16 protein-coding genes and 1 pseudogene are annotated in these 17,048 nt (G+C 37.2%); 15 read left to right on the forward strand and 2 right to left on the reverse strand.

Translation table 11 applies throughout. The annotated features are described in order from the left end of the window. Positions 1 to 10 precede the first annotated feature (10 nt). From IGJ34_RS02470 to IGJ34_RS02500, 7 genes are all read left to right on the forward strand, one after another. Entirely contained in the window at positions 11 to 529 is a 519-nt protein-coding gene (locus tag IGJ34_RS02470; protein WP_430598047.1) for a potassium-transporting ATPase subunit C, read from the forward strand. Positions 530 to 573: 44 nt separating this feature from the next. Continuing rightward, the gene (locus IGJ34_RS02475) at positions 574 to 3,249 is read left to right on the forward strand and encodes a DUF4118 domain-containing protein (RefSeq protein WP_430598048.1); all 2,676 of its coding nucleotides are present in this window, start codon (positions 574 to 576) and stop codon (positions 3,247 to 3,249) included. Beyond that, entirely contained in the window at positions 3,234 to 3,920 is a 687-nt protein-coding gene (locus IGJ34_RS02480) for a response regulator transcription factor (protein ID WP_430598049.1), read from the forward strand. The genes IGJ34_RS02475 and IGJ34_RS02480 overlap by 16 nt, the downstream gene beginning before the upstream one ends. Positions 3,921 to 4,037: 117 nt before the next feature. After that, complete coding sequence (locus IGJ34_RS02485; RefSeq protein ID WP_430598050.1) at positions 4,038 to 5,159, forward strand: glycerate kinase family protein; 1,122 nt, start codon at positions 4,038 to 4,040, stop codon at positions 5,157 to 5,159. Positions 5,160 to 5,414: 255 nt separating this feature from the next. After that, positions 5,415 to 6,095, forward strand: coding sequence for an ABC transporter ATP-binding protein (locus IGJ34_RS02490; protein WP_069653900.1), 681 nt, complete (start codon positions 5,415 to 5,417; stop codon positions 6,093 to 6,095). After that, positions 6,096 to 7,379 (forward strand): ABC transporter permease, encoded by a 1,284-nt coding sequence (locus IGJ34_RS02495; protein WP_069653899.1) that lies wholly within the window; start codon positions 6,096 to 6,098, stop codon positions 7,377 to 7,379. A 193-nt stretch (positions 7,380 to 7,572) separates the two neighbouring features. After that, positions 7,573 to 8,514 (forward strand): NADP-dependent oxidoreductase, encoded by a 942-nt coding sequence (locus IGJ34_RS02500; RefSeq protein WP_430598051.1) that lies wholly within the window; start codon positions 7,573 to 7,575, stop codon positions 8,512 to 8,514. Positions 8,515 to 8,559: 45 nt separating this feature from the next. Here IGJ34_RS02500 and IGJ34_RS02505 read toward each other — a convergent pair whose 3' ends face one another. Next, entirely contained in the window at positions 8,560 to 8,868 is a 309-nt protein-coding gene (locus IGJ34_RS02505) for an ArsR/SmtB family transcription factor (RefSeq protein ID WP_430598052.1), read from the reverse strand. A gap of 103 nt (positions 8,869 to 8,971) precedes the next feature. Between IGJ34_RS02505 and IGJ34_RS02510 the strand changes: the two genes are divergently transcribed. From IGJ34_RS02510 to IGJ34_RS02525, 4 genes are all read left to right on the forward strand, one after another. Continuing rightward, a complete protein-coding gene (locus IGJ34_RS02510; RefSeq protein ID WP_069653896.1) occupies positions 8,972 to 9,610 on the forward strand; it encodes a nitroreductase family protein in 639 nt (212 codons plus the stop codon). An 11-nt stretch (positions 9,611 to 9,621) separates the two neighbouring features. Beyond that, positions 9,622 to 9,987 (forward strand): DUF1304 domain-containing protein, encoded by a 366-nt coding sequence (locus tag IGJ34_RS02515; RefSeq protein ID WP_430598053.1) that lies wholly within the window; start codon positions 9,622 to 9,624, stop codon positions 9,985 to 9,987. Positions 9,988 to 10,148: 161 nt separating this feature from the next. Further along, entirely contained in the window at positions 10,149 to 10,745 is a 597-nt protein-coding gene (locus tag IGJ34_RS02520) for a nitroreductase family protein (protein ID WP_069653894.1), read from the forward strand. Positions 10,746 to 10,769: 24 nt separating this feature from the next. Further along, positions 10,770 to 11,615, forward strand: a complete 846-nt coding sequence (locus IGJ34_RS02525) for a VOC family protein (RefSeq protein WP_430598054.1) — start codon at positions 10,770 to 10,772, stop codon at positions 11,613 to 11,615. Between the two features lie 160 nt (positions 11,616 to 11,775). Here IGJ34_RS02525 and IGJ34_RS02530 read toward each other — a convergent pair whose 3' ends face one another. Beyond that, the gene (locus tag IGJ34_RS02530) at positions 11,776 to 12,171 is read right to left on the reverse strand and encodes a pyridoxamine 5'-phosphate oxidase family protein (protein WP_206838406.1); all 396 of its coding nucleotides are present in this window, start codon (positions 12,169 to 12,171) and stop codon (positions 11,776 to 11,778) included. A gap of 265 nt (positions 12,172 to 12,436) precedes the next feature. On the opposite strand from IGJ34_RS02530, the pseudogene IGJ34_RS02535 reads away from it, so the two are divergent. The 4 genes and pseudogenes from IGJ34_RS02535 to IGJ34_RS02550 form a co-directional block, all read left to right on the forward strand. Beyond that, a pseudogene (locus tag IGJ34_RS02535) lies at positions 12,437 to 12,598 on the forward strand (VOC family protein); the annotation flags it as partial. A 349-nt stretch (positions 12,599 to 12,947) separates the two neighbouring features. Next, positions 12,948 to 13,940: a LacI family DNA-binding transcriptional regulator gene (locus IGJ34_RS02540; protein WP_111247585.1), complete on the forward strand. Its 993-nt coding sequence runs from the start codon at positions 12,948 to 12,950 to the stop codon at positions 13,938 to 13,940. A 117-nt stretch (positions 13,941 to 14,057) separates the two neighbouring features. Then, complete coding sequence (locus tag IGJ34_RS02545; protein WP_069638981.1) at positions 14,058 to 15,494, forward strand: PTS transporter subunit EIIC; 1,437 nt, start codon at positions 14,058 to 14,060, stop codon at positions 15,492 to 15,494. Positions 15,495 to 15,520: 26 nt separating this feature from the next. Continuing rightward, positions 15,521 to 16,969: a glycoside hydrolase family 32 protein gene (locus IGJ34_RS02550; RefSeq protein WP_430598055.1), complete on the forward strand. Its 1,449-nt coding sequence runs from the start codon at positions 15,521 to 15,523 to the stop codon at positions 16,967 to 16,969. Positions 16,970 to 17,048 lie beyond the last annotated feature (79 nt).

Below are 17,048 nucleotides of genomic sequence, written 5' to 3' on the forward strand. Positions count from 1 at the left end.
AGGAAATCCCATGAAAAAAATAATGATTGCTTCACTAAAGAGTATTTTATTGTTTACGATAATCTGCGGTGCCATCTACACCGTAGCTGTAACAGCCGTTGGGCAAGTATTATTTCCAGCGCAAGCAAACGGCAGTTTGATCAAAGAAGAAACGGGTATCATAGGGTCAAAATTGATTGGACAATCCTTCTCAGAAGAAAACTATCTCCATGGACGTCCTGAAAAAGTAAGTCAACTATCACCTGTATCTAAAGAACAAAAAACTCGTATTGAGAAACGTGTACAAGAACTTGACGTAGAAGAAGTTCCTATCGATTTCGTTACTGCCTCAGCGAGCGGTATCGATCCTGAAATTTCAATTGAAGCGGCAATGGCACAAGTGGAGCGAATCGCGACGAGTAGAAATATGAAAAATACCCAAGTCCATGCTATAATCAAACAAAATATCACAGGACTTAAAATCGGACCAGTTGATTCACGACGTGTGAATGTTTTAGGTGTAAATCAATCATTGGATAAGTCTAAATAACCGATTGGACTGTCTCAACCTCGAAATAAAGGATGGCATAAATAGTGGAAGATGAACGTTTAGATCCGGAACAGATACTAGAAAAATGGAAGAAAAACGAACAAAGCCTGAGGTCTGGTCGACTGAAGGTTTTCTTCGGTTATGCGGCAGGTGTTGGGAAAACCTATGCGATGTTAAAAGAAGCCCATGAACAACTTGAAGAAGGCAAAACTGTTTTAGTTGGGTATGTAGAACCCCATGCACGTCCTGAAACGGAAAACTTGGTAGCAGGATTACCCACATTACCAACCAAAAAGTATGAATATAAAGGGATTACGATCAACGAGTTTGATGTAGATGCCGCATTACAAGCAAAACCAGAGATTATTTTGGTGGATGAACTTGCCCACACCAATGCAGTAGGGGCTAGAAATAGAAAAAGATACCAAGACATCGAAGAACTATTAAAAGCAGGTATCGATGTTTATACAACCGTTAATGTCCAACACATCGAAAGTTTAAATGATGTAGTGGAGCAAGTGACAGGGATTCATATTTCCGAAACCGTACCTGATACATTTTTTGAAACCAGTTCATTAAAAGTAGTAGATATTGAAACAGAGGAATTACTAGAACGATTGAAACAAGGCAAAATCTATCATTCCGAAAACGCCAAAAAAGCCATGGCCAATTTTTTTAAAACAGATAACTTAATCGTTTTAAGAGGCTTAGCCATTCGCAAAGCATCCGACCACATCAATACAACGAATCAGCAAGAAACACAAAAAAGTACGGGAATCCATTCTAAATTACTCACGATTATCGATGAAAAGAATCCAGACATGACAAAAAAATGCCTCCGCTGGACGGCTCGTTTAGCTCAAGCATTAGGGACGGAATGGATTGCACTGGAGATTTTAGAAGACATGTCTGAACATTCAGAGTCTGACAATTCAAAACTTGCAGCGAAACTTGGTGGTGAAGTGGTCACTTTAGAAAGTGACAACCAGCGAGAGACAATCGTTCAATACGTAAAAATGCGTGGAGTGACGGATGTTGTAATGGGGAAAATCATTAAGCGCTCTCGCTTTATCCGTTTGTATCGACCTGACTTAGAGGATGAGTTGGTTGCCTTTATACCAGATGTGGATATTCATTTAGTACCTTATCAATCAAACAAGTATTTGCTGAATAAATACGCCACCAAGAAAAAGAACTTACAAAGTATTTTTACTTGGAAAGACCTGTATATGACGATTGGCTTACTCGCTTTAGCGACATTGTTTTCCGAATTGGGATCTTATTTTCATATTGGCGATCAGAATTTAATTTTGATCTATATTCTTTTTGTTTTGTTAGTAGCCAGAATAACAACTGGTTATCTATGGGCGGCGCTCTCTTCGATGGCTAGTGTTTTGATGTTTAACTGGTTTTTCGTCGAACCGCTGTACTCTTTAACCGTTTACAAACAAGGGTATCCAGTAACATTGGTTTTCATGCTACTGGTTGCTTTGTTAGTCAGTAATTTAATGATGCAAATCAAAAAACAAGCATTCTATGCCATGAAACGAGAGCACCAATTAGAGATTTTGTATGAATTGAATAAAAAATATTTAATTGCTCAGGACCAAAACGAAATCTTCACAACAACAGCTGAATACTTGTCTAATATGCTAGATAGAGAAGTCGTTTTATACGGTGAACAAGAACTGAAAAATCCAGAAGGTGCGCCAATCAAAGGACCGTTAAGAAGTTTGGAAGAATTAGCGGTCGCTAACTGGGTCTTCATCAACCAAAAACAAGCGGGCTACGGGACGGATACGTTAATGGGAGCCAAAGCACTCTATTTACCGGTTTTATCAAACGGCGTTACGCTAGCGGTCATCGGTATCGAAAAAAGAAATGAAAATCCGATAACAGATGAAATCATTAGCTTTTTAGAATTGATTTCCACGCAGCTTTCGCTCGCAATCGAACAAAATAAACTAACATCAGAGCGCCAGCAAATCTTAGTTGAAAATGAAAAAGAACGAATGCGAGGCAATTTACTGCGGGCAATCTCACATGATTTACGAACGCCGCTTACTGGAATATCAGGATCAGTCGAAACGATTTTAAATGATGATGAGACAGCCAAACTTCCGCAAGAAACGAAACGCAGATTACTTGTTAGGATCAAAGAAGATGCAGATTGGTTGATCCGTATGGTGGAAAATTTATTATCGATCACTCGGATCAATGAAGAAACGATGAAAGTTGCTAAAAGCAAAGAAGCCGCTGAAGAAGTTGTTTCAACCGCGATTCAGAGGATTAGAAAAAGCTATCCTCATAGTGAAATCAAGGTCACATTACCTGAAGAGTTTGTACTTGTGCCGATGGATTCGATTTTGATTGAACAGGTCCTATTTAACTTGATGGAAAATGCAATCAGACATTCGGAGAGCGATTCTCCGATTTTCCTTACGGTTACGTTAACTGAAAAAGAAGTGACTTTTGAAATAACCGATCAAGGTAAAGGTTTGACCCCAGAACAACTCAAATTATTGTTTAGTGGCATGACCAAACAAAATACACCCGTCGATTCTAAAAGTGGGATGGGAATTGGTTTATCAATTGTTAAAACCATTATCATGGCCCATGACGGAACACTTAAAGCTGGAAATAGACCCCAAGGTGGTGCGATATTCACTTTCGCTTTACCATTAGAAAGAAAGGAGCAATTAGAATGGCAACGATTTTAATTATTGAAGATGACGATTTGATTGCTGAATTCATGGGTGCTGTCTTAGAAAAAGAAAAGCATACAGTTCATCTAGCACATTCGGCATTGGAAGGATTATCGACCTTTCGGATGTGGCCGATGGATTTGATATTACTTGATCTCGGTTTACCCGATCAAGATGGAATCGAAGTATTGAAAAAAATCCGAGAAACCGCTGCTGTACCCATCATTATTATCTCAGCACGGGATCATGAAAATAATAAGGTCGAAGCGCTAGATTTAGGAGCAGATGACTACATTACCAAACCATTTGGAACGCCAGAATTACTGGCCAGAATCAGAACAGCACTAAGACATGCTGCGAGGAATGCGGGTGTTCAAAACGAAGTAAAACAGCTTAACAATGGTGATTTGTGTATCGATATTGAACACCACACGGTTAGTAAAAGAGGGCAAGTGATCCATTTGACCCCAAATGAATACAAGATTATTCAAGTTCTTGGTGAAAATGTAGGGAAAGTACTGACCCACACGTATATTTCTCAAAAAGTCTGGGGGCCATACAGCAATGAAAGTCAGACTCTAAGAGTAAACATGTCGAATATTCGTAAAAAAATCGAAGATAATCCCGTCGAACCAGAATACATTTTGACTGAAATCGGGATAGGCTATCGAATGTTAGAAAAATAATGTAAAAAGCTAAGGCAATGATTGTCTTAGTTTTTTTGTGACAAGATTACGAGTAGCCAAAGTCAAAGGATGGTAAAATAAAGACGATAGGCTACACGGAAAGATGGAGGAACGACAATGAATGTTGTAACAGCGATTGATTCTATGAAAGGATCCTTATCTAGTATTGAAGCAAATCAAATTGTTACCAAAGTCTTTTCCGAGCAAGGACATCTAGTCAAAGCCATTGCCGTTGCAGATGGTGGTGAGGGGACAGTTGCAGCGGTGATCAAAAATGGTGATGGTGAGAAAATCCCAGCAGAAGTACACGCTTTAGACGGTCAAATCGTGACTGTTGAATTTGGTTGGTTTAGTACCGAAAAGATAGCTGTGATCGAATCTGCTGCGGCTTCGGGGATTCAATATTTAGATGGTACACTGGCGACCCATCCACTCAATACCTCCACATATGGTACTGGAGAATTGATTTTAGCAGCCTTAAATCAAGGGGCTAAAACAATTATCATCGGCTTAGGCGGAACAGGGACAATAGATGGCGGTATCGGATTACTAAGTGCTTTAGGTGTTGAGTTTTTTGATCAAGACAATCAGTTGTTATCTGCTAAAGGAAGCAATGTAGCGGCCATTGATCATTTTTCTGTAGAACATTTAGATTCACGTCTAGCAAATACCTCATTTTATAGTGCATCAGATGTCACGAGTCCATTACTAGGTGAAAATGGGGCTGTTTATATGTTTGGCCAACAAAAAGGAGTGGCTGAAAATGAATTGGCTCAGTATGAAAATGGAATGAAGCACTATCAAGAAAAAGTTTGCGGAACAAGACCTTCTGTAGCCGGAGATGGTGCAGCTGGGGGACTTGGTTTTGCAATCAGGGTGTTCTTAAAAGGCGTGGTTCAATCAGGTTTTGCCTTTATTTCAGAACAAACAAACTTAGAGGAAGCGATCAGAACAGCTGATTTAGTGATTACGGGTGAAGGGAAAATGGACAACCAAAGTTTACAAGGGAAAGTTCCTATTGGTATTGGACAGATCGCAAAAAAATATAAGGTTCCAGTTGTGGCGTTTGTGGGAAGCTTTACTGGAGATCAACAGCTTTTTCGAGAAGAAGGTATTTCGGTGATTGTGCCAATGGTCGATCGAATAACAACATTGGAGGAAGCGATGAATAATGCAGAAAGTAATTTAGCGAATGCTGCTAGGCGTACAGTGCAACTCTTGACTCTAATGGAGAAATAACTTATCTAAAAAATGTTCCCGTCGTTTATTCGCATTTAGGATGTGAGACAAAAGTGATTTTTCCTTTTGTCCCACATCCGTTTTTTTTTATCTCCGCCTTAAGTTCGTCAAATATAGGTCTTAAGTACCATGACAAGGACGGTGTATTCCTTCAAAATGATAAGAGAAGTAGGAGGATAAATGTTGAAAGGGCGAACAATCAGTCAAACACAATTTTGTAGGTAGCGTAGAATGAGAATCAGTGGAGGGGAAAACATGTCTGTAATCGAAGCAAGAGGTATAAAGAAAAGTTACGGCCGCAATGAATCAAAATTTGATGCATTAAAAGGCGTGGATCTAAAAATTGAAGAAGGTGAATCCGTTGCGATCATTGGTAAAAGTGGATCAGGTAAATCAACATTTATGCATATTTTAGCATTATTAGATAAACCAACTTCTGGAGAAATTTTATTAAATGATCAAAACGTAACAAGTATCAGTAAAAAAGAATTAGACAAAACTAGAAATAAACAATTTGGTTTTGTGTTTCAGCAATTTTTTATGAATCCAAAAGATACTGTGTTAAATAACGTGATGTTACCGCTAAAAATCGGTGGTATTTCAAATGGCAAACGCAAAGAAATGGCGCTTGAAGCATTGAAAGCTGTGGAATTAGACGATAAAATCAACAATAAAGCCAATAATTTATCCGGTGGTCAAAAACAACGAGTCTGTATTGCACGTGCGTTGGTAAACAATCCTAAAATTATTTTTGCAGACGAGCCGACAGGAAATCTAGATTCAACAACAGGGGATAAGATTGAACAGCTGTTATTCGATTTGAACAAAGAAAAAGGGATCACGCTGATTATTGTCACTCATGATCCAGACCTTGCAGCACGCTGTGATCGACAAATTCATGTGCGTGATGGATTAATTGTAGGAGGGGATGAGTAGATGAAATTTAGTGATATTTTAAAATCAGCCAGTTCCAATTTAATGCGTAATAAAGGGCGAACGATTCTAACGATCGTAGCTATTTTTATAGGTGCATTTACCATTTCACTAACAACAGGTGTCAATATTGGGGTTAATGATTACATCGACAAACAAGTCGGAAGTGTTGGCGGCCAAAATCAAATCATGATTCAGCCTAAAATGACTGGAGGAACTAGTGAAGACGGTGAACCACAAAAGTATGATGAAACGAAAAAAACAAGCTCAATGCAACAACAAGAAGCGTTAGATAGCAAAGACCTCGAAAAAATCAGAAAGATTGATGGTATCAAAAGCGCAGAAGCAATGAAATCTGTTTCAACTACTTACATTACAGGAGAAAACAATGAAAAATATGTGTTTTCAGGGATGCCAATGGTAGAAGAAATAAATGTAGACCTTGAAGCAGGGAAAGAACTAGATCAAAAAAGTTCAGAATTACAACTCAATTTAGCACCAGAATACGTGAAATCTTTAGGGTATAAATCAAGTGAAGATGCAATCGGTAAAACGGTGAAAATTGCAGCACCTTCTGCGGCTACTGGAGAAGAAAAAGTAGTCGAAGCGACTATCGTTGGAGTGCGTAATACGAGCTTGATCCAAGGCGGAATGTCTTTAATGAACCGAGCTCTTGTTGATGAAATTTCAAAAATCAACGAAGAAGGCTTACCAGCAGCGATGACCGGTCAATACGGTTTGATCATGGGTGAAATGAGCAAAGATGTAACCAAATCAGAAATCGCAGATGTAAAAGAACGTTTGGACAAAGCAGGCTACATGGGACAAACAGTTGAAGATCAAATTGGTATGATTCGTAATGTGATCAATGCGATTACAGGCGTCTTAACGATGTTTGGGGCGATTGCATTACTAGCAGCTAGCTTTGGGATCATCAATACATTGTACATGTCCGTGCAAGAACGGACTAGAGAAATCGGTTTAATGAAAGCGATGGGACTTAGCAGTGGGAAAGTCTTCACGATCTTCAGTGTAGAAGCGGCTTTGATTGGATTTTTAGGTTCACTTCTAGGTATTTTAGGAGCTGTTGGTGCAGGTGCATTGATAAATCAAGTCGCAGCGGATTCATTCTTAGAATCCTTGTCAGGCTTTACGCTGATTCAATTCTCGGCTTCTTCATCTGCTGTTATTATTCTAGTAATCATGGGTATCGCATTCCTTGCAGGAACTTTGCCAGCTAGAAGAGCAGCTAAATTAGACCCAATTGAATCATTGCGTTATGAATAAGAGTTACATTACTGAGGCTGGGGCAGAAGGGATTGCTTCTGCTCCTAGCGTTTATTCCCATTTAGGGTGTGAAACAAAAGTGATTTTTACTTTTGTCTCACACCCATTTTTTGTAAGCATATTTTTTACCTAAATGAAAAAGAAGGAGTATACTAAGTTCACATTTTAATTTAAAGACGGAGGGATTATAAATATGAAAGCAGTAGTGATTAATCAATACGGCAGCAAAGATGAATTAATTGAACAAGAGGTGACCTTACCTGAATTAACAGAAAACCAAGTACTTGTTAAAGAGTATGCAACCTCTATCAATCCAATCGACTGGAAATTGAGAGAAGGCTATTTAAAACAAATGTTTGACTGGCCATTTCCAATCATTTTAGGCTGGGATGTTGCAGGTGTTATCACAGAAGTCGGTAGTGGCGTGACGGATTGGAAAGTCGGCGATAAAGTTTTCGCTCGTCCAGAAACAACCCGATTTGGTACGTATGCAGAAGAAACAATTGTTGATGACCATTTATTAGCGAAAATTCCTGAAAATATCTCGTTTGAAGAAGCGGCAGCTGTTCCTTTAGCGGGTTTAACGGCATTACAAGCACTATTTGACCATGGAAAACTTCAAAAAGACGAAAAGGTGTTGATTCACGCAGGTGCTGGGGGTGTAGGAACGTACGCGATCCAATTAGCGAAACAAGCGGGGGCGTACGTTATTACAACAGCGAGTGAAAAAAATCATGAACTACTCAAAAAATTAGGTGCAGATGAAGTGATTGATTATCATACGACCAATTTCGCAGAAGTCTTAAGCGATATCGATGTAGTCTTTGATACAATGGGCGGAGAGATTCAAAAAGCTAGTTTTTCGGTACTAAAACCAAACACAGGACGCTTGATTTCAATTGTTGGGATCGCAGATGAAGAAGTGGCGAAAGAAAAAAATATCAAAGCAGAAAGCATCTGGCTTCAAACGAATGGAAAACAATTACAAGAAATTGCAGAATTAATGGCTTCAGGCAAACTAGTGTCAGTGATCGGAGAAGTATTTCCTTTTTCTAGACAAGGTGTTTACGATGCACATGCATTAAGCGAAACCCACCATGCAGTGGGAAAAATTGTCATTAAAATGGCGGACTAACCACACAACAAACCGTCCTCAGCAAAGAAAAATGTTGAGGACGGTTTATTTGGTGGTAGTTCCTGCTCTAAAGCGAATCAATTCAAGTAAGCCAGGTAATTCTTGCTGGATGTATTCTTGATTTAACACATATGTTTTGGTTGTTCCTAGCTTGATTTCTTGAATCAGCTGAGCATCCTTAAGCAATTTTATATGGTGAGATAAAGTGGATTTTACAATATTGTATTTTTCTGAGGTAATCCGTTTTTCACCATCAAGTAACAAGCAAGTAAGGATATTTAAACGGATTGGGTCACTGACTGCTTGTAGCGCTTGAAGAACAGGATCCTGGTTGTCGGTCGATTTATTTTTCATAAACAGATTATAACACAAACATTCTACTTTACATATTGCTGAGAGCGTGCTATATTTTTAATGTTCGAAAAAAATCGAACAAAAGGAAGAAATGAGGGATATTATGGAAAACACATATAAAGAAAATAATTTCGATACGATCATGAAAGGGAGAAGATCAATTCGTCATTATGATCCGACAGTTAAAATCAAGCGCGAAGAGATGGAGCAAATCATTAATGATACGGTTAAAGCACCTTCTTCTGTCAATATGCAACCTTGGCGTTTTACTGTGGTTGAAAGTGATGAAGGAAAAGAAGCCTTAGCACCACTTGTTCGTTTTAATAAATTGCAAAATGAAACATCCGCTGCAATGATCGTGATTTTTGGCGATCTAAACAGTTTTGAACACGCAGAAAAAATTTATGGCACTGCTGTTGAACAAAACCTAATGCCACAAGAAGTCAAAGACCGCCAACTAGAAGTATTGAGTCCTTTATTTGAGCAAATGTCGACAGAAGATAAAAAAGAAATGGCGATTATCGACGGTGCTTTAGCAGGAATGAACCTAATGCTTGTTGCGCGTGCTTATGGATATGATACAAATCCAATCGGTGGGTTCGAACGTGAAAAAATTGCAGAAGCCTTGGGAATGGATAAAGAACGTTATTATCCAGTCATGATCGTTTCAATTGGTAAAGCAAATGAAGAAGGTTACCCTTCGTATCGACTGCCAGCAACTGATATCACAACCTGGAAATAGGAGGAGCAAGTATGCAAATCATTCCCTTCGTGTTAGCCGTTATTATTGCAATTGAACATTATTATATAGTGTACCTAGAAATGTTTCAGACAACTTCACCTGCAGCACAACGTTCATTTGGATTAGAACAAGAATTTTTAGAAGATCCCCGAGTACAAATTCTTTTTAAAAATCAAGGATTGTATAATGGATTTTTAGCAACAGGAATTTTATGGGGCGCCTTTTTTGCTTCAAATAGTTGGAGTGTTGTTACATTTTTTATTGTGTGTGTGATTGTGGCCGCAGTTTACGGGGGAATGACCTCTTCGAAATCAATTCTATTGAAACAAGGTGTACCAGCAATTATCACGTTACTAGCATTAATGATTTTTAAATAATCAAAGAAAAGTTTGAGACAAAATCCATTGTCTTAGGCTTTTTATTTTTCATTTTAAAAAAACTTATAAAAAGTAAGTCAAAACCCTTTACTTACTTTTAGTAAGAGGTTATACTATGAAAGTAATCAAAAAAGAATTCGAATCGAAAAGGAGCAATACACATGACAGAATTTACTCAAGCATTAAAAAAACGTCGTTCAATCTACTCTCTAGGAAATAAACTTCCTCAATCACAAGAAGAAATCAAAGCGTTAGTCAAAGAAGTAGTGAGAGAAAGCCCAACAGCATTTAACTCACAAACACAACGTGTGGTTTTCTTATTCGGTGATGCACATAAAAAATTATGGTCAATCACAGAAGAAGCGTTGAAACCTTTAACACCAGCAGAAGCTTTCCCAAATACACAAGCTAAATTACAAAGTTTTGCAGCTGGAACAGGTACATTGCTTTTCTTTGAAGATATGGATATTGTAAAAAATCTACAAGAACAATTTGCATTATATGCAGACAACTTTCCAGTATGGTCAGAACAAGCAAGTGGTTTAACACAAGCAAATGTTTGGACTGCATTGGCGCAAGAAAATATTGGTGCAAACTTACAACATTACAATCCAGTCATCGATGAAGCAGTAGCAAACGAATGGTCAATTCCAAGCAGCTGGAAATTAAGAGCGCAACTTGTTTTCGGTTCAATCGAAGCCGAAGCTGGCGAAAAAGAATACATGGAAGATAGCGCACGTTTCCTAGAATTTAACTAATTAACGCAAATGGAGGAGAGAAGCATGGCGGTCACATTACCTAAAGAAACGATTGTAAAACAAGTGAAATTGAACGTACAAAATCTGGAGAAAATGACAGAATTTTATACACAGATGATTGGACTTGTTTTACTTAAAAAAGAACTAAAGACAGCTTTCTTAGGTGCACAAGATTCTTCGGAGGCAATCGTTGTGTTGGAAGAACTTGTTGATCCTGTGGTAAAAGATAAAACGACGGGATTGTACCATACGGCTTTTCTCTTACCTTCGCGTAAAGATCTAGGCAATAGCTTAGTGTGGCTACTACAAAACAATAGTGAAATCGGCGCGGCTGATCATGGTTACAGTGAAGCGATATATTTAGCTGACCCAGAAGGGAACGGCATTGAAATCTATCGTGATAAGCCGATGACTGAATGGGACATTCGTAAAGATGGAGAAATCATCGGTGTGACGGAAGAGCTAGATGGTGACGCTGTTGTTGCAGCAGCGGATGGAAAATGGTTAGGTATGGCACCTGGATCAAGAATCGGGCATGTTCATCTACAGGTTGCAGATTTAGAGGAGACGGAGACGTTTTACGAAAAACTTGGTTTTTCGTTGAAATCTAATTTTGGCAGACGTGCGAAATTCTTCGCAGCAGGCGAGTACCATCATCATATTGGGACGAACACTTGGAATGGTGAACATGTGGCTCTAATTGGTGAAAATCAGTTGGGCTTGGCGTGGTATAAATTTCAGTTGCCATCTAAAGAAGCGTTTCAGCTTTTTAACAAACAACTTGATGAAACATCTGTTGAATATGTGACGGTAAATGAGCAAGTAATGATACAAGATCCAAATGGGATGCAGATTAAGTTTGGGTATTAGTAAAAAGTCAACTTCGTAATCGAAGTTGACTTTTTGTTTGTAAATTAGTTGAGTGTTTGATTTGAAACAGTATCGTTTTAAGAGATTTGAAGTGTTTTTGCTGCTTTACATAAAAAGGATGCTGATAATTTATCACCAACATACAGAAAGTATAGACCTCTTATCTATTAAATTTTTTTATTTTTTCTACATTAAAACTTAGTGTTTCGAATAATAGAATACACGGATTCTCATAGCTCAGGTTAGAATCATATCTTTTGTAATCTTCCGATATAATTTTGGCTTCATCTAACTCAACAAGTGTAAATGTTCCATTTAAGTTAAGGGTTGTGACGTATTCATTTTCTAGTTCAGCATAACAAGCAATTGTAGCCTTTGGATTTACTTGTATATTTTTAACGACATCATAATTTTTATCTAAATAAAAATACAACGTTACAAAACCGAACCGACTCATAACGGATGGTAAAATCAAGGTTTTTGGAAATCCATTTTCGTTGACTGTTGAAATGCCATATGCGTGTGTACGTTCTAAAATTGTTTCTGCAGTTATCATAGTTCCGCCTCCATATTATTCAACATTCTATCATGGAGCACGAATGAAAAAATAGTCAATTTTTGAAAAAAAAAGATATTTTTAATTTATTTTCTATTTCAGGTTAATTAAGTATAATTCTAAAGATCTAGGATATTGGAATAATTCAACGCTTCTTGGGGTTCCATTTGATATAAACACACGAATTAGAAATCAATCAACGAAACTGAGGGCGATCGTGAGGGAATTATTATAGAATCATCTAGTGTAAATAGTGTATTTAGAGGATGACAAGAAGTTAGGCATAGCCCCAGGATCAAGAATCGGTCATGTATATTTACAGGTCGCTGACTTGGATGAGACAGAGAAATTTTATGAACAGCTCATTTTTTCTTTGAAAACTAATTTTGGAAGGCGCGCGAAATTCTTCGCAGCAGGTGAGTATCATTTGGATAGTAAATATAGCGGTTATCGAGATAGAAAGTGGGAACCATTAAATGATGGAGATAGTGTATTGATTGAATTTTTCGAGAAAGGGTACTGGACAAAATACAATACAGTAAAAATAGTCGTTACAGAAAATGATGTTCTAGTTACAGACTATACAGATTATGGGTTTTCTCCTGCACCAGCTTCCATAACAATTTTTATGAGAGATTGAAGGTTTAGATTCACCCAAAGCAAGCATTTCTGTTATAAAAAAATGTTTAATTTTCTGCGAATGAACATGAATAACAGCTTAAAATAATCATGCCACATTTTTTATTATGATATACTATCTACTGAGGTGAAGGTGAATGGTCAATATGAATGATGTTGCAAAAAAAGCAAACGTCTCTAGAGGAACTGTATCCAATTATGTCAATCACGTAAAAATCAAGCCAGAATTAGCTGCTAGAGTAGAAAAAGCAATTGAAGAGTTGAATTATATACCAAATCAAGCGGCTAGATCATTAAAAAAACAAGAAAGTGACATCATTGTATTTATATTACCAACGATATGGACGCCATTTTTTTCTGAATTGGCCTATTATATCCAGTTAGAATTGCAAATTCAAAATTTTAAAATGTTATTATGTAATTCTCAAAATGATTATAATTTAGAGTTAGACTATATAAAAATGGCGCAAGAACAGAAAGTCAAAGGAATTTTGACTATTTCCTACAGTGATATAGAACCCTATCTTATTTCAAACATACCGATTGTTTCAATTGAGCGTTACTTTAATAGCGCTATTCCATTTATAACAAGTGACAATTTTGGTGGCGCTAGACAAGCAGCAGAAGAATTGCATAAACGAGGGTCAAAACGACTGCTGTTAATTTTAAGAGAGTTACCCAATAATTTAGGTATTTTTGAACGAATGAATGGTTTTATTGATTATTGTACTCATAATGAATTGGAATATGAAGTTTATTTAGATAAAGGAAACTCAATTGATTTTCCCAAAAGACTGGATCTATTTCTAACTGAAAAATTTTCAGAGAATTGTCCTTTTGATGGGATTTTTACTGTAACAGATCGATATGCAGAATTTGTTTTTAATACATTTGCACATTTACCGTGGTCGATTCCAGAAGATGTACAATTAGTTGGTTTCGATGGTGCTAGAAGCTTTTCTAATCAGTCATTGACTATTTCAACAATGTCTCAGGATGTGCGTGAGATTGCTCGTTTAAGTGTGAAAGAGTTAGTGGAATTTGATGATAGCTTAGCTATACAAAAGAAACATATATTACCAGTGAAGTTTACAGCATTTAAAACGACTAGAAAATTGGATGAAAAATAAATCCAATTTTTTTGTTTGAAAGCCCTTGCTTTTTTGGAACGTTCCAAGTATTATAATAATTATATATGGAACGTTCCAAAAACGGTTTTTTCTAAAACAATCAAGGAGATGAATAGTTTGGATTATAAAAAAATTGCTGAAGAAGTATTAGAAGGTGTCGGGGGAAAAGAAAATATAGCGAATGCTGCTCATTGCGTTACGCGTTTACGCTTAGTATTGAATGATAGTAATAATTATAATAAAGAAACATTAGAAAATATCGAAGGCGTTAAAGGAGTATTTTTTAATAGTGGACAATTACAAATTATTTTTGGTACAGGAACAGTAGAAAAGGTTTTTGCTGCATTTCAAGAAGTTTCAGGGATAAAGGAAGCTTCATTGCAAGATGTAAAAGCCTCTGGAACGAAGCAACAGAATAAATTACAACAAGCATTTAAAGTATTCTCTGATATATTCATTCCAATCATTCCAGCTTTTGTTGGGGCGGCGATGATTTTAGGATTGAAGTCACTATTAACGACACAATTTGGCTTTTTAGGCGGCTCAATGGCGGAGGAATGGCTTTGGGCGCAAGATTTAGCTAGTTTTCTAGGCGTTATTGCGACAACATTTGCTTATCTTCCTGTCTTAGTCATGTATTCAGCAACCAAACGATTTGGTGGAAATCCAATCTTAGGTTTAGTGTTAGGTTTTGTGATGATTACACCAGATTTGATGAATCGTAATGACTTTGTCTTGGGCAATTATGATACCTTATCCTCTTGGCATGTATTTGGGTTATCCATCCCACAAGTTGGGTTCCAAGGTGGCGTGTTTCCAGCAATTTTAACAGCATGGTTCTTATCAAAAACAGAAGCATTTGCGAAGAAAAAAACACCACAAGCGTTGAGTTTTATTTTGGTACCGACAGTTACTATTTTATTCTCTGCTCTTGCTTTATTCTTAGTATTTGGTCCGATCGGTAATGCAATCGGCACGGGATTAGGATGGATCATTGATATTCTATACAACAAAACAGGATTTGTGGGTGCCTTTGTTTTTGCAGCATTGCTTCAGCCACTTGTTGTAACGGGCACACAACACGCGATCCAGGCCATTGAAGCGCAATTAGTGGTAGCCACAGGATTCAACTACATTCAACCATTATGGTCCGTTTCAATCATCGCACAAGGTGGAGCAGCATTGGGTATGTTTTTCCTTGCGAAGAAAAATTCTAAGCGTCGTGAAACAGCAATGTCTAGTTTTGTTCCAACATTATTTGGCATTTCAGAACCAGCAATTTTTGCAGTCAATTTACGTGACTCGATCATTCCATTTCTTGCTGCTTCATTTTCAGCAGGGATCGGTGGTGCTTTTATGAAAATATTTGATGTCAAAGCAACAAGTTTTGCTTTAACAGGTCTACCAGGTTTGACGATCGTATACCCACCTAGATTGATCTTTTATATCATCGGAAATTTAATGGCATTTATTTTACCGATTATTATTTTGATTGTTTGGAATCGCGTTAAAGGGGTAAAAGGAGCAGAAATAGGGAAAGGTAGTACCTTATAAAAAGAAGGGACGTCTGAGAGCAATTGATGAGTAAAAAAATTGAAAAATATACATTTTATACGACGGAATGGCAAGAATATTTAAGTCAATTAGAAGAAAAAATAAACGAGAGCGCCTATCTCCCAAAGTATCATTTATATCCCAAGACAGGCTTGATGAATGATCCAAATGGTTTGAGCTATTTTAATGGCAAGTATCAAGTATTTTATCAATGGTTTCCATTTGACTCTTTTCATGGAATGAAACATTGGGGACATGCTACTTCCGAAGACTTGGTTAAATTCAAAGATGAAGGTTTTGCTCTTATTCCCGATGAAGAATATGAAAAAAATGGTGCCTATTCTGGTAATGCTTTCGAATATAATGACGAACTCTATTTGTTTTATACAGCGAACTATAAAACAGATACAGGGAAGTTAGCGAAACAAGCTTTGGCGATCATGGATAAAAAAGGGACTATTACGAAATATCCGAAGAATCCAATCCTTGATGGTGCACCGAAAGGATTTAGTCAAGAATTAAGAGATCCTTTTGTTTTTGAGCGTAACGGTTCTTTTTATATGTTACTTGGCGGAGGTCGTTTTGTGAAGGGAGAACAAACGGGTTTTGGCGACATTGGTGAATTGCTTTTGTATAAGAGTACTAATTTAGTGGATTGGACGTATCAAGGAACGATTGATTTACCCATCGATAAAGGTTATATGTTAGAATGTCCGAGCCTTGTAACGATTGATGGAAAAGATGTTTTATTTCTATCACCGATGGGCTATGAGAAAGAAACGTATCGTTACCAAAATCGTTTTTCTTCCATTTATTTAGTAGGACAATTGGATGTTGAAAAAAGAACGTTTGAATTAGAGCATGTGGATGAGTTGGATGCTGGCTTTGATTATTATGCCCCTCAATCATTTTATGGAAAGAATCAGTTGCCATTAACGTTTGGTTGGTTTGGCTGTGGTGAGCAAGTATATCCAATTGACACTGAAGGTTGGAAACATGGATTAACGACTGCACAAGAAATGAGAGTAGTGGATGGAAAATTAAGACGTTTTCCAACAGAAGAAGTACAAAAACAGTTTGCCGATAAACAAACAATAAGAACTGACCAACTTCTTTTAGAATACCCCTATTATCATCTTCAATTTGAATTGAACAAAAAACAAGATTCGACTATTTGCTTTGGTACAAAAGATGATTTTTGGCAATTGAATTTAGATGGAAAAAAAGAGACAATAACGATTGATCGTGGCCATTTAGCTAAAAAAATTGATACCGAATATGGCATGAAACGAACATGTGAAATAGCTGAATTAGCAGATAATATCACAGTTGATGTGTTTGTTGATAATAGTTTTATAGAACTGTATTTGAATGAAGGCGAACGTGTTTTTAGTTTTAGGGTCTTCTTAGAATCAGAACAAACCACTATTTCGTTTTCGAAAGAAACTGAAGCCACGTGGGCATATTTTGAATAATAGAAAACGCTATACGCATCTTGATAGATTTCATCAAGATGCGTATAGCGTTTTTTTTGCAACTTTTTATATGCGTAAC

The sequence above is a fragment of the Enterococcus sp. AZ177 genome, assembly GCF_050544585.1.
GTDB lineage: Bacteria > Bacillota > Bacilli > Lactobacillales > Enterococcaceae > Enterococcus_L > Enterococcus_L plantarum.